The 13231-nt window shown below is 57.9% G+C and carries 12 protein-coding genes; 4 read left to right on the forward strand and 8 right to left on the reverse strand.

Annotated features, from left to right (window positions below):
• Positions 1-249 precede the first annotated feature (249 nt).
• Together AC1D2P_RS08250 and AC1D2P_RS08255 are read right to left on the reverse strand one after the other, a co-directional pair.
• Positions 250-441 carry a hypothetical protein gene (locus AC1D2P_RS08250; protein WP_077430316.1) on the reverse strand — a complete coding sequence of 64 codons (192 nt, stop codon included), beginning with the start codon at positions 439-441 and terminating at the stop codon, positions 250-252.
• Entirely contained in the window at positions 438-1247 is an 810-nt protein-coding gene (locus AC1D2P_RS08255) for a DUF2092 domain-containing protein (protein WP_109784615.1), read from the reverse strand. The genes AC1D2P_RS08250 and AC1D2P_RS08255 overlap by 4 nt, the downstream gene beginning before the upstream one ends.
• Before the next feature lie 270 nt (positions 1248-1517).
• On the opposite strand from AC1D2P_RS08255, the gene AC1D2P_RS08260 reads away from it, so the two are divergent.
• Entirely contained in the window at positions 1518-2306 is a 789-nt protein-coding gene (locus AC1D2P_RS08260; protein WP_109784616.1) for a DeoR/GlpR family DNA-binding transcription regulator, read from the forward strand.
• 221 nt (positions 2307-2527) lie between these two features.
• Here the strand turns inward: AC1D2P_RS08260 and yghX are convergent, their stop codons facing one another.
• The 3 genes from yghX to AC1D2P_RS08275 all read right to left on the reverse strand — a co-directional run bounded on the left by yghX (position 2528) and on the right by AC1D2P_RS08275 (position 5771).
• Entirely contained in the window at positions 2528-3415 is an 888-nt protein-coding gene (yghX, locus tag AC1D2P_RS08265) for a YghX family hydrolase (RefSeq protein WP_460163780.1), read from the reverse strand.
• Positions 3416-3466: 51 nt separating this feature from the next.
• Positions 3467-3910, reverse strand: coding sequence for a hypothetical protein (locus tag AC1D2P_RS08270; RefSeq protein ID WP_477811382.1), 444 nt, complete (start codon positions 3908-3910; stop codon positions 3467-3469).
• 97 nt (positions 3911-4007) lie between these two features.
• Positions 4008-5771, reverse strand: coding sequence for an L-lactate permease (locus tag AC1D2P_RS08275; RefSeq protein WP_109784618.1), 1764 nt, complete (start codon positions 5769-5771; stop codon positions 4008-4010).
• 192 nt (positions 5772-5963) lie between these two features.
• Between AC1D2P_RS08275 and AC1D2P_RS08280 the strand changes: the two genes are divergently transcribed.
• A complete protein-coding gene (locus AC1D2P_RS08280) occupies positions 5964-6200 on the forward strand; it encodes a hypothetical protein (protein WP_046027671.1) in 237 nt (78 codons plus the stop codon).
• 31 nt (positions 6201-6231) lie between these two features.
• On the opposite strand, the gene AC1D2P_RS08285 is transcribed toward AC1D2P_RS08280, so the two are convergent.
• Entirely contained in the window at positions 6232-7083 is an 852-nt protein-coding gene (locus AC1D2P_RS08285; protein ID WP_109784619.1) for a CAP domain-containing protein, read from the reverse strand.
• 139 nt (positions 7084-7222) lie between these two features.
• Here AC1D2P_RS08285 and AC1D2P_RS08290 point away from each other — a divergent pair, with 139 nt between their 5' ends.
• Positions 7223-7843, forward strand: coding sequence for a cell wall hydrolase (locus AC1D2P_RS08290; protein ID WP_258668014.1), 621 nt, complete (start codon positions 7223-7225; stop codon positions 7841-7843).
• A gap of 27 nt (positions 7844-7870) precedes the next feature.
• Here the strand turns inward: AC1D2P_RS08290 and AC1D2P_RS08295 are convergent, their stop codons facing one another.
• Positions 7871-8365 carry a PaaI family thioesterase gene (locus tag AC1D2P_RS08295; RefSeq protein WP_109784621.1) on the reverse strand — a complete coding sequence of 165 codons (495 nt, stop codon included), beginning with the start codon at positions 8363-8365 and terminating at the stop codon, positions 7871-7873.
• 100 nt (positions 8366-8465) lie between these two features.
• Positions 8466-11957: a hypothetical protein gene (locus AC1D2P_RS08300; RefSeq protein WP_258668015.1), complete on the reverse strand. Its 3492-nt coding sequence runs from the start codon at positions 11955-11957 to the stop codon at positions 8466-8468.
• A 289-nt stretch (positions 11958-12246) separates the two neighbouring features.
• On the opposite strand from AC1D2P_RS08300, the gene AC1D2P_RS08305 reads away from it, so the two are divergent.
• A complete protein-coding gene (locus tag AC1D2P_RS08305) occupies positions 12247-13179 on the forward strand; it encodes a GlxA family transcriptional regulator (protein WP_046027665.1) in 933 nt (310 codons plus the stop codon).
• Positions 13180-13231: the final 52 nt, after the last annotated feature.

Consider the following 13231-nt stretch of genomic DNA (forward strand, 5'->3'; position numbering starts at 1 on the left):
GGTTGGGGGTTGGGCTCGGACATATATAAAAGGCGTGTTTTGCAAGTGCGTCAATATGCGAGGAAATTCACGTATGACGAAAGTTGTAAAAGTTATGAGTCAGTGTTAATTGGTTGTGACAAGGTTTGATAAAAAAATGAGAATATTTAAATATTTTTCACCGGTATTTTATATTTGTTTTGTTACTTGCCGGGCCGAAAAGTCCGGCAAGTTTTCAATTTATAATCAATCGTTATAAGCACTGGCCCTTCAATCACGCCGATTGCTACGCCGCGCCACACCCGAAACGCTGACCGGAGTAAGAGGGCGTCCTACGACGGCTTCGGCCGAGGAAATGACACTGTGTACGCCCGGGATCGATAGGGTTTCGCCGAGTTCGAGCGCTGCGACCAGAACAAAGCCCACCAGCACCAAGCCACCGGTTTTTATCAAGCCGTTCATTTGGCATGTCCTCGCACAAAGTTTTTCGGTAAGTCATCGCCGTTGGGCACGTCTTTCAAGTCGACTTTCTTGGCATCCGTCGAGTTATCAAACGTGAAGTCGTCAGCGGCAACCTCTGTGCCCGTTTTCCAGTCACTCAACTGAATGCTGTACTGCGGACCACCCTCGACTTGTTTTGAGGTGATGACATAGCGGCAAGGGTAAGGACGCTCGCCTTGAGCGATCCAGATTTGCCAATCAACTTCCTTGGTTCTGAAGGCCAGGTGATCGCATTCGACGCCACCGATGACGCCGCTGCCCAAGTCTTTTATGTCGGTCACTCCCACCATCAACGCTTCCTGGGGGTTGGACCCAAACAGGTCGGCACCGGCTATTGGCCTGTCGTACTTAACCCTTAACTCATCAATCAAATGATCCAGCGTGCCGGTGATGGGCACTTGCGTATAGGCATTCACATTTTTGCCCAGCACAGTCAGCGTCTTACCGTCATACAGCATTTCGATATCTGCAAATCCGCCAGTGCGGATGTTGCGTATTTTGTCTGGCCGGCTGATTACCGTCGTGCCGGAAGCGGCGAGGGCAAGTTTCTGTTTTTCTTTGGTGACGACTTCAAAGTTGGTGTCGTAGTTGAACGATATGTTTTTTTGCGCTGACATATAGTCGGACATGTTCTTTAGCAAATTTTTGGCGTACGCCTCATCTGCCAGCGAAATGATCGGTTGGCTCAAGCCGAGAATCAGCGCCAGCCCGGCCCCAGCGACACGAACGGCCGAGGGTTGGATTAACTTACGGGCGATCTTTTCCATGGAAGTTCACCGCTTCGGGAATGCCGGGTTGACCAGCGTGGAATTACAACGTTAGTTCCATCAACGTCATTGCGCCGCGTATTGCCCGACCGCTAATCGCATTTACTCAATGATCAAATCTGGTCGTTTGATCCAGTCCATGTTGTCTGTTTCGTGACTGTTGCCAATAAGCGAGGGGACACCTGCCCATTTGCCGCCCCGGTCCCTCCCGATTGTGTTTACTCGCCTGTTTGGCTAACCTCGCACAAACCCGCAAAATCAGGCATAAACATGCAAGATCAGCATTCCATCGCCGAGCTCCCTTCGGTGCGCCGGCAAAAAATCCTCCTGATCCTGGAGCGCGACGGCAAAGTCATGGCTTCAGAGTTGAGTCAGCATTTTGCGGTGTCCGAAGACACCATTCGTCGCGATCTCTCCGAGCTTGCCACCGCCGGCCTGGTGCAGCGGGTACACGGCGGGGCGCTGCCGCGACCGAAAGACACGGGCAAGGATTTTTTCACTCGGGTCAGCGAAACCGATGAGGTGAAAGCGCAGTTGGCGCAACTCGCGGCGCGCCGGGTTCAGGAGGGGCAGATTGTGCTGTTCGATTCGGGCAGTACAACGCTGCAAATTGCGCGGTCGCTGCCCTCGGACATCTCCATCACGGCCATTACCGCGTCGCCGATGATCGCCATCACCCTGGCCGAGTACAAAGGCATCAAGGTGATCCTGGCCGGTGGACAGCTCAACCCCGCGACGATGTCGGCCAGCGGGCATGAAACCCTGCGGCTGATCGAAGGCATCAAGGCTGATCTGTTGTTCACCGGTGTCTGCGCGATTCACCCGGACGTCGGCATCAGCTCGCTGCATTTCGATGAGGCGCCCGTGAAGCGAGCGATGCTTGCCAGCGCTTCACACGTGGTGGCGGTGATTACGGCGGACAAACTCGGGGCGGTGGAGCCGTTTGTGGTTGCACCGTGCAATCGCATCCATACACTGATTACCGAGCAACACGTAGCGTCGGGCAGCGTCGAGGATTATCAGCGGTTGGGCATTGAAGTGGTTCAGGTCGATGCCTGAGTTCAGCCATGCCCCAACGCAATCGCAAACGACACGACGATGAGGCAGGCAAAGGCAAAATTTAAATTCATGAGGGTATCGTCCGACTGATCCGAAAGGACGCCATCATGAATTCGTCGAAGAAAAATAAAAAATTCGGCTTCGTGATTTAAAAGATCGAAGGAATTGATACCTGACCAGGCGTTCCGCTTGTTGCGCCTCGGCAGTCGTTGGCCAACCGCCTAAACCAGATACTTGCGAAACCACGCCACGGTGCGGTCCCACGCCAGTTTCGCGGCGGCTTCATCGTATCGGGGCGTCGAGTCGTTATGGAAACCATGATTGCAGCCCGGATAGATGTAGGCCTCGTAGGTTTTGCCCGCTGCTTTCAGCGCTTGCTCATACGCCGGCCATCCTTCATTGATGCCTGCGTCCAGTTCGCCGTAATGCAGCAGCAACGGTGCCTGGATCCGGGGTACGTCTTCCGCCTTGGGCTGGCGACCATAAAAGGGTACGGCTGCCGCCAGTTCCGGATACGCCACGGCCGCGGCGTTGGAGACCCCGCCGCCGTAGCAGAAGCCGGTGATGCCGACTTTTCCGGTGGTCGCGTCGTTTTTTGTCAGCCATTCGATGCCGGCGAAAAAATCATTCATGAGCTTTTCCGGATCGACCTTCGCTTGTAGCTCCCGACCTTTGTCATCGTTGCCGGGATAACCACCGACCGAACTCAGGCCGTCGGGGGCGAGCGCAATGAACCCGGCTTTGGCAACGCGTCGGGCGACGTCTTCGATGTAAGGATTGAGCCCGCGGTTTTCATGCACGACCAACACCGCCGGCACCTTGCCGGTGACTTTGGTCGGGCGCACGAGATAGCCGCGCACATTGCCGTGGCCCTTGGGCGAGGGGTAGGTGATGTACTCGGCGAGGATGTCCGGGTCGGTAAACTCCACTTGCTCGGCGAGCGCATAGTTGGGGCTCAGGGAGGCGAGCAGTGCGCTGGCGGTCAAACCGCCCAGGGTGAACAGTGCCGCACGATCGAGAAACTCTCGCCGATTGATCTTGCCATGGGCGTAGTAGTCGTAGAGTTCGAGCAGTTCGGGGGCGAAGTCTTTGGCGGTTAGACGGTCCATAGGGGCGCTTCCCGTTTGGTCAGGATTTGAATCAGTAAAGCAGTGATTGTCTCAGGGGCACTTATTTTCAGTCGTTGCCTGAGCTTTGCAGGGCGTGGGTTCTGGACATGTGTGGTACCAGGTCGCCCAAATTGCAGCCAAGACAATTAGCATGGACAAGGCGTGGAAAGTTCGAACAGTCCGTGGCTTTACGGCTTGAACCACAAGTTTTTTGCCGACTGGGCCCGTTTCCTCCGAGGCCAGCCTGACGGCTTCGCCGAATCTGCGAAGCTCTTTTTGTGACAGGACAATTACCCATTGACTGGCCATTGCAAAAATAAAGTAGCTGACTGCAATCAGCAGGTAGGTGGTAGCTGGCCATTTACCCTTGTCGCTTCCAATGGTGTAACCCAAGACAGCAATTGAGATGACCTGAAAGTAGGCCCACAGTTTATGGATGCTGTCGCTTTGCTTCTGATAAATGTCGAACRCATCTTTGAATGCAACGTCAGTCATGATTTAGCACCCCAGCTTAAACTTCGACCGACAGTGGGTTTTGTCGCCACAACCCGGACGTTCTTTGCGGGTCGTGGCAAACAAAAGGGCCTACCGACTAATGCCCACCCACCACCATATGACTGAACGGCGCCACATACGCCTGCAACGTCACCAACCCACCCACCAGAATCGCCAGCACGATGGAGTGGAAGAACACATAACGCAGAATTTCCCCTTCATGCCCGTACCAGCGCGTTGCGGTGGACGCGACCACGATTGATTGCGCATCGACCATTTTGCCCATGACCCCGCCGGAGCTGTTCGCCGCTGCCATCAGCACCGGGCTGATCCCCAATTGTTCGGAGGTCACCCGTTGCAAGCCGCCGAACAGCACGTTGGACGCGGTGTCCGAGCCGGTCAACGCCACGCCGAGCCAGCCCAGGAGGGTGCCGAACATCGGGTAGAAAATGCCGGTCGCGGCGAAGGCCAGGCCCATGGTGGCGTCCAGTCCGGAGTAACGCGTGAGGAAGCCCAGGGCGAGCATCGCCGCAATGGTGATCAGCGAAAAACGCACCACCCACAATGTTCGCAGATACTGGTGAATCAGCTGCGGGATGGAGTAACCCATCAGCAAGCCACCGAGGATTGCCGCCAGCAAGATGCCGCTGCCGGTGGCGGTGAACCAGGTGAATTTATAGATCGCTTCCTCGGTTTTCGGTGCCGGCACCACGGGTGGCACTTTCTCGACTTGCAGGTGCAGCGTGGTGAACGTCACGATCGGGGCGAAAATCGGGTTGGCCTCGCGCATCGGTTTGCCTTGCGGGTCGAGCTTGGCTGCGCTGGTTTGCGGATCGATGGCCGGGCGGGTATCAAAGGTGTTTTTGAAACCTTGGGTGCCCCAGATAAAGACGAACACCGTGAGGATGATCCACGGCATCCACGCGCGCATCACTGCAGGCTTGGCATCATTGGCAAACGTCGCGCTGGGTGCGGTTTTCTGTTCATGCTCGGCATCGATTTTCGAGTTGTCGACACGCCCGGTCAGTGCGGCCGAAGTGTGCACCGAGGCCGGTTTCCACACCTTGAGAAAAGCCGTCAGGCAGGCCATGGAAATCAGCGCGGCGATCACGTCCACGAGCATCGGGCCGTGGTAGTTGGACACGAGAAATTGCGGTATCGCGAAGCTGACCCCCGCCACGAGAATCGCCGGCCAGATTTCCAGCATCTTGCGCCAACCGGCGAAGGCCCAGATCAACCAGAACGGTACAAGCACCGAAAAGAAGGGCAGCTGCCGACCGACCATCATCGACAGCTCCATTTCATCCAGCCCGGTCACTTTGGCCAGGGTGATGATGGGCGTGCCCAGCGCGCCGAAGGCCACCGGTGCCGTGTTGGCGATCAACGCGAGGCCGGACGCGGCGAGGGGCGAGAAGCCCAGCCCGATCAGGATCGCACCGGTCACCGCCACCGGCGTACCGAAACCGGCCGCGCCTTCGAAGAAGGCACCGAAACAGAAGGCAATCAGCAGCAACTGCAGGCGTCGATCGTCGGTGATGCGTGCAATGGAGTCCTGCAGCACTTTGAACGAGCCGTTTTCGGTGGTCAGCCGGTGCAGAAAGATGATGTTGAGCACGATCCAGCCAATCGGCAGCAAACCGTTGGCGGCACCGAACAGCGCCGCCGAACCGGCCATGTTCGCGGGCATGCCGAAAGCGAAAATTGCGATCAGCAAGGCGGACGCCAAGGCGAACAATGCGGCCATGTGCGCTTTGATGTGGAAAAACGCCAGAGATGCCAGCATCACCACCACCGGCACTGCCGCCATGAGCGTGGAAAGCACCGGGTTATTGAAGGGGTCGTAGACTTGTTGCCAAACCATGTTCCACCTCTGCTTTTTATTGTTGATCGTGCAGGCCCCGGGCGGGGTTGGTGGGAAGGAGTATAGGTGGCATTACGCCGCTGTCTCGGCAGGTTCATCGCCGTGACCACCGGGTGCCGTCCGACGATGAACTTCTACTACGCTCAAAAAGAATGACTGGCCCGATCCATTCACAATGAGAGGGAGACAGCGATGACTGAACGCCACGAGGAACACAAGGAGACGCTTTCCAACGGATGCTCGATCAGGGTCAAGGCCGAGATACTGAAAGACGGCTCCCTGAAAATGTTGATCGGTGTGTACCGGCCGGACGGTTCGGTCATTGAAGAGGACCACCATCCGTCGCCGCACCTGTTGGACATGGAGGACGCGATGGACTGGGCCATCGAAAAGGCCAAAACCGTCGGCAACAGTCAGCAAACGCTGTAAGAGCGGTGCAGCACCGCTCTGACCGACTCGGCTACTGCGTACCGAACATGGCCGTCCAGTAAATCCCCGAATCGCTTTTCGGGTCCACCGCGTAAGCCGCGCCCAATTCACGGAACTGCGGATTCATCAGGTTGGCGCAATGACCGGGGCTGGCCAGCCAACCGTCGACGACCTTGCGCACGGAGTCTTGCCCGGCGGCGATGTTCTCGCCGATCTGCTGATAGACATAGCCCGCCAGTTCCGCCCGGTCTCCCGGCGTGCGACCGTCGCGGTCCTTGTGATCAAAATAGTTGTTGTTGGCCATGGCCCGCGAGTTGGTTTCGGCGGCGGACGCGAGGGTGGCGTTCCAGGCCAGCGGCGTGGTCGCGGTAAATGGCTGGCCGCCGCACTGACGGGGTGTACTGCGCGCGGCGTTGAGCTCGACCAACAGCTTCTGGCCTTCGGCGGCGGCATCACCCAGGCGCGCGGTCAACAGGGGGCGGGCGAGCACGATGCGCCAGTCGGTGCCTTGGCGGCTGACGCCGATGTCGATGAATTTCGGGTCCAACACCACCTGGCAGAAGCTTTCCTGTACCGCCATCATCGCCGCTTGCGCATCACGCGGGCCTTTCAGGGATATCGCTTGCACGTTGAACATCGGATACGACGCACGCACCATGGCCTGCTGCAAGTCGACCTGTCCGCTGGCCGGCAATACCAGACGCGGATCGCTGGTCAGCGGAGGCAACTCCGGCGAGACCTGACCGCCGCAACGCTGCGACAGGCTGCGAAAGGCGTTGATCGAATCGGCCAGTTGCGTTTCTTCGGACGCCATCGCCGTTGCGGCAAGCATCAGACCCAACGACAACCCCGACAAGCGCAATGCGGATGATAAGACGTGCATGGAAACCCCCTTGGACGGACTGCGCCCATGATGCGCGAACTCCCCCGGTACAAGGCAATGGCTTTTTGCAGTTTGTTGCTCAGTAGCTGACATGATTTGGCTACTACACTGTTCCGACACCTCCCAGAGTGTTTTCACCATGTCCAGCAAATGGATAGCCGTGCTTCTCACTGCTGCGCTTTTCGCCGGTTACGTCGTCGCGGATGAGCAACAACAAAAAAAGCAGGTGGCGGAAGGCAAGGCGCAGGTACTTGAACAAAAGGCGGCGGAGAAGGGCAGTGATGCGCCGGTGCCCAAGTCCGAGACCATCACCCCGTCCGAAGTCCAGGCGGTCGACCCGGCCGGCAAGGCCCCGTTGGACGATGCGATTACCTGCATGGCCCGCTCCATTTACTGGGAAGCCAAAGGCAAGGACAAGATCGACATGGAAGCGATTGCCAACGTGGTGATGAACCGCCTCGGCCATGAGGGTTTTCCCGATACCGTGTGCGGGGTGGTCAAGCAAGGCTCCGAAACCAAAAGTTGCCAGTTCTCCTGGTGGTGCGACGGGAAGTCGGACTCCGTCCAGGAAGAAAACCAATATGGGCTGGCCAAGGAAATCGCGCGCAAGGCGCTGAATAAGCAGCTACCGGATCGCACCGGCGGCGCGATGTATTTCCACGACAAGACGGTGAAGCCGGTCTGGGCCAAGAAGTACATCAAAACGGCGAGCATCGGCTTGTTCGTGTTCTACAAGCCGCATGACGGGTCGGCGAAGTAGATTGGCCGACCCTGAGGTTCAAGCGCTCTACACTTCGCGACCATGCGCCACAGCGGCCAGTTGGCCGGTATCGACCCGGACAAACACCGAGTCGCCCACTGCCGTGAGCACGTCGTCGGCGTACACCTCGCAAATCACCCGGCTCTTGCGCCCGACGTCACCCTCGACCCTGGCGCGCAAGGTGAGCGCAACGCCCATCGGTGTCGGTTTGATGAACTTGATGCCAAGGCTGCCGGTGACGCAGTCGATACGCGGCAGTGAGCCAGGCTCGCGGTTTTCGGCCCGATAGTGGTAAGCCATGGCGGTCCAGTTCGAGTGGCAATCAACCAACATCGCAATGAGCCCGCCGTACACCAGATCCGGCCAGCCACAATATTTGGCCTCGGGCAGGTGCTCGGCGACCACGTGTACGCCATCGGCATCCCAGCGGCTTTTGACGTGCAGCCCGTGAGGGTTACGGCTGCCGCAGCCGTAGCAAACGCCATCGGGTGCGGCGCTGTCCTGCATGGAAATATCGAACATGGTTGTCCCTTGTTGTGCTTGAAGTCCGTTGCGATTAAACCGCTGGAGCAGGGGGAAGTCCATTGGCGTCATGCGCTCGGTTGAACGCCCTGATGGGACGTCAGAACTTCGCGTAGTTCAACGCATCGACAATGGCGGAGCCGCCAATACCGGTCAGCGACAGCAACAACGCACGAATCAACGGGTCTTCGGAGTAGCGGGAGAACGAACCGGTATTGAGCGTCGCGATGCGGTCGCGGATCATCTGGAATTTTTCGTAATAGCCCGGCTTTTTGGGGGTCTCCAGCAGATAGGCATCGATACGCTGCAGTGCCAGCGTACGAGCCTTTTCGGCCGCCCGACGCAGCGACAGTGCGGACGCGAGCAGGATCAGCGTGGTCAGCAGGAATGAAATGACCACGCTGGGGGGCGTCGGCCAGTTGTCGAACAGGCTGCTGCGCGATGCCAACAGAATCAACATGACCACCGTCGGGGCATAGATCAGGCGGCTGACCGCTGAGGTGCGCTTGGCGATCAGTTGCAAATCCACCCATTCATCGATGCAGGGGTGTCTGAGAACGCCAAAGATTTTCCCGTGTTCCTGCTGCAGCTTTTCGGGCCAGATCGCGTGGTGATTGCTCAGGTGCCGTATGAATCGTGTCAGCAGCAGGTTGGCATCCACGACCCAGAACACCAGCACCTGGAACGCCAGGGTCGGGATCAGCCAGACGAACATCCACATCATCGATTGCCCGCGCACCGGAACCTGTTCCATTGGCCAGATCACAAACAAGACGCTGGTGACCACGATGAACACCCAGGTCGCGAGCAGAGCGCGCAAGAGGCGGGCGCCGAACGCTCCGCAGATGCAGTGCTCACCCCAGAAGCGTGCGATGGAAATCATTTTTCGTTCGTCGTCGCAGTTGGCCTGGATAGTTGTACAAGTCTTTGACCAGTTGTCATTGGTACTGACCAGCGGGAAAAAAATCAGCAGCAGGAAATACCCAAATTCATTGCACCAGCGACGAAAGTTCCAGCGCCTGCCTTTATGGAAAAAGTGCAGTACCTGGCGGCACAACCCCAATCGATACCTGCGCATGAATGCGTGCAATTGATAGGTGCGTTCTATCTCGACCCTGTTGACGCGCAGGTTGCGCCAGCCCCATGCCAGTGCCGAAAGCGAGATCAGCACGGCGGTGACGCGCAGTCCCACCGTCGGCCAGGCACTGATGCCTTCAAACAGGAACATCGGCTCGCCGAGCCCAAAGTTCGTCAAGGGGCCGCGCTTTTGGTACACCAGTATCAACGTGAGCACAAACACCACGAGGGGGGTGACGATGTACCACGATGGTGAATCGTACACGCCGCTGCTGGCGCTGGCCGTCGCGATATTGTCCTGTGCCAGACGCTCGAGGCGACGGACCCGGTTTGAGGTGATGATGCCCAGCAGGATCAGTAAGAACGTGCACCAGAGAAGCCCTGCATGCCAGGTGCGGGTGGCGATAAATGCGCAGGCTGCCGCGATCATATACAGCATCATGGGTACGCCGCGTGCCCAGGCCAGCTTCGTTTGTGTGGCCATTTCCGGCCCCGAAATCCAGCGCCAGACGACGAACCCGGCCAGTAGAAGAAGGACAACCGTCAGCGGGCCGGCCCAGAAAAACGATTGAGTTCTTTCGAATGCTCTGCGCACCGATTGTGAGGCTTCAGGGTAGGGCGGTGGCGACGGGTCTTGAAGGCAACTCAAAGACATCAGGTCGTGAGGATGTATGTCTTGATCCGAATTGGCCGATGCCTTGCAGTTCTTCGCGCGCTCGAGGGTTACCGGGCTCGCGAGCGGAATAAAACCGCTGATGCCCACCTCATAGATACCGGGCAAAAGCAGGTTCGATTTCGTGTAGTCGAATTTCTCTCGCTTGGTACGGAACGATTGCGGCGCCAATGCCGCCTGAACGGCGACAAATACCGAGCTTTGCAGGCTGTCGCGAAACGGTGGCACGTCTTGCTGCAGGACGCGCGTCAGGGTCAGCCCATAAGGTGCCGCCAGTATCAGGTTGCGGGTAGTTTCCGCCTGACCTCGTTGCAGCATGCGCGCGTCGAGGTCGGTGGAAAAATACAGTTTGTAAGGCATTCGACTCTTGAGCGCCTGTAACACCAAGAGTTTGTCGTAAGTGTCGACACCTAATATGCCGATGGCGCCAATGCCCGGTTTGCCGTTTCGTCGATAGGCCGCGTCCTCGCGTGCGATGTGTTCGGCGAGGCGGCGCAGGTAGTCGAGCTGGGAGTTGCCGTCGGCTTTCTCCAGTGGGCTGAGGTCGATTTTGCCGGCGTCTTTGTTATTTTTGCTGGCATCGCTGCTGGCGGTTTTGTCATTGCTCGCGGCTTCCTCGGGGAGGCGTCCGTCGAGGCCCCGTAGATAGCTGAAACGCAAAACCCATTTGTCGACCAATGCCTTGTCATCGTGTTCACTCAAACCTGCTTTGATGGCAACCCCGGCCTTGAAACTTTCGATCAGCGCGCGACTATAAAAACTGTCCCATTCGGATATCAGCGCGATTCGGTCTGGCGCCAGCGGCCAGTTGTTCTCTACGCAAGTTTCTCCGGCTCGCTTTGAATTGATTTTGTTGTTGCTGCATTGCAGGCTGGTGGCCGGATCAACATTGCGCAGCTTCAGTTCCGCCAGCATCAATTGCGCCATGGTGCCGTCGTCGTTGACGGTTCGCAGCAGCTTCATGTCGTATTCGCGCGGTGGCGGCGGGTCGGGAACATTGAGGTGGTTAGTCAGTGTCAAATTGTCCGCAGTGGCCAGGGGCGAGTAGATCTCGACATTGGGTGTTGCCCGGGCGTTGGCGTCATCCTGATACATAGCCCGCAGCACGGTTGAAGTGGCGGGGCCGATGACTTTCAGCACAGTACGATTGTCAGGCACGCCTGTGCAGGCCAATGGGTAACTGCTTTCGAGAGTGCTACACGCCAGGCTCTGGCGCAGCTTTTCCAGTTGCTGCAATGGCTGTGAACCCAGTGCGTCTTGTTTCAGCCAGAACACGATGGTCTGCTCGGCGGGCTGGGGAGCGCCTTCAAGAGATTTTGGTGGGTCGAATGGATTGGAAACGAATATTTCGTAGGGCACATCGATGAAGTGTTGGTCCGGCGAAGGATCAACCGACAGATCGGCTGCCAGTCTCAAACAATGGATGTACTGCTCTTGATCCGGCACCCGATGAGAGTTTTTAAACCCGGCAAGCAGGGCATATCGAGTGCGGCGTCGGCGCTCGACTTCGTCAGCGTAGGGGCCACCTTCCACCAGCGAAACCATGATGTCGGGCGGGGTGGGCGCTCCGGGCGGCGGGGAAACCCTGGGCGCGCATAAATTCGCGGCATCCGGACTATCGATGTCGTTAAGTTTCTTGCGATAACGCTCCAGCGCATCAAACGGGTCCTGCCATAACCGCGCTTCGATCGGCAACTGCGCTTGAAATTGTGCACCGATGGGGCGCGGTTCAAGGAACGGTTCGCGGGTCAGTGCAAACGTAGAGACGACCAGACTGAAGATGACTGCGCTGCCCGGCAGCCAGAACGCCAGGTTAGTACCGGAATCCTTGTTGCTGTCCATGGCCCATCCCTCGAATGGCCGACGCTACTAGGTTATTTATAGACCTGTTTTACAAGTTGGTTTTGTTGAGTGCTTAGTTCTTTTAGTTGCGCGTGTTATTGCCCTGTAAGTTGTAACGTGGCCAATACACAAGTATGAAATTTAACGCGAAATAGAACGGGTTGAGGAAGTTGCATAACGGCATTGTTCGATCCATTGATCGCAAAGCCTGTTGTCCAGAATGCCAAGTGGCGTAGAGTCCACCTTTTATGGCCTGAAACCCCTCATGCCACTTTTAAGGTCGTCAGCCGTGCACAACATCGGACTCATCGTTTACCCCGGCTTCCAGGTACTCGGCCTCGCCATGTGCGCCACTTTCGAGCTGGCCAACAACACTACCACCGAGCCGGTGTACAGCCTTTCACTGCTGTCCGAGCACGGCGGCACGGTGCAGACCTCCGCCGGTTTCGGCGTGGAAACCAGCGCTTTCGATCAGCGCACTTTCGACACGCTGCTGGTGATGGGCGACAACGTGATTCGTCCGACGTCGCCCGGCGTGGTGGCGTTTTTGCGCAGCGCCAGCCAGACCACTCGCCGTATCGGTTCGATCTGCACCGGCGCCATCGCGCTCGCCGAGGCCGGTTTGCTGGACGGGCGGCGGGCGACCACGCATTGGTGCCATGCGCCGGCCTTGCAACGAGCGTATCCGAAGGTGATCGTCGAGGAGGACCGTATTTTCATCAACGACGGCAACCTCTGGACCGCCGCGGGCATGAGTGCGTGTGTCGACCTGGCCTTGGCGTTGGTGGAAAAAGACCTCGGTGCTGACGTGGCGCGCACGGTGGCCCGGCAACTGGTGGTGTATCACCGCCGCGCAGGGGGGCAGTCGCAGTTTTCGGTGATGCTGGAACTCGAACCGAAGACCGACCGCATCCAGGCGGCATTGACCTACGCCAAGCAACACTTGAAGTCGGCGTTGTCGGTGGAGCAATTAGCCGAGGCGGCCAATCTGAGCCCTCGGCAATTCAGTCGGGTGTTCCAGGCCGAAACCGGGCAATCACCGGCCAAAGCTGTCGAAAACCTGCGGGTAGAGGCCGCGCGGCTGATGATGGAAACCGGGCGGCACGCCATTGATGTGGTCGCCACCGAAACCGGTTTTGGCGACCGTGAGCGCATGCGTCGGGCGTTTATTCGCGCGTTCGGGCAGCCGCCGCAGGTGATTCAGCGCGCGAACCGGACGTGATAATCGGCATGTCCTAAAAGGTGGTGTATTCGGCATTTAAGACAAAATATGA

The organism is Pseudomonas sp. P1_F1_2 (assembly GCF_056405815.1).

Excerpts from the sequence above, each read along its gene's own strand:
- AC1D2P_RS08250 (WP_077430316.1), bottom strand. The coding sequence starts at position 441 with ATGAACGGCTTGATAAAAACCGGTGGCTTGGTGCTGGTGGGCTTTGTT.
- AC1D2P_RS08255 (WP_109784615.1), bottom strand. The coding sequence starts at position 1,247 with ATGGAAAAGATCGCCCGTAAGTTAATCCAACCCTCGGCCGTTCGTGTC.
- AC1D2P_RS08260 (WP_109784616.1), top strand. The coding sequence starts at position 1,518 with ATGCAAGATCAGCATTCCATCGCCGAGCTCCCTTCGGTGCGCCGGCAA.
- yghX (WP_460163780.1), bottom strand. The coding sequence starts at position 3,415 with ATGGACCGTCTAACCGCCAAAGACTTCGCCCCCGAACTGCTCGAACTC.
- AC1D2P_RS08275 (WP_109784618.1), bottom strand. The coding sequence starts at position 5,771 with ATGGTTTGGCAACAAGTCTACGACCCCTTCAATAACCCGGTGCTTTCC.
- AC1D2P_RS08280 (WP_046027671.1), top strand. The coding sequence starts at position 5,964 with ATGACTGAACGCCACGAGGAACACAAGGAGACGCTTTCCAACGGATGC.
- AC1D2P_RS08285 (WP_109784619.1), bottom strand. The coding sequence starts at position 7,083 with ATGCACGTCTTATCATCCGCATTGCGCTTGTCGGGGTTGTCGTTGGGT.
- AC1D2P_RS08290 (WP_258668014.1), top strand. The coding sequence starts at position 7,223 with ATGTCCAGCAAATGGATAGCCGTGCTTCTCACTGCTGCGCTTTTCGCC.
- AC1D2P_RS08295 (WP_109784621.1), bottom strand. The coding sequence starts at position 8,365 with ATGTTCGATATTTCCATGCAGGACAGCGCCGCACCCGATGGCGTTTGC.
- AC1D2P_RS08300 (WP_258668015.1), bottom strand. The coding sequence starts at position 11,957 with ATGGACAGCAACAAGGATTCCGGTACTAACCTGGCGTTCTGGCTGCCG.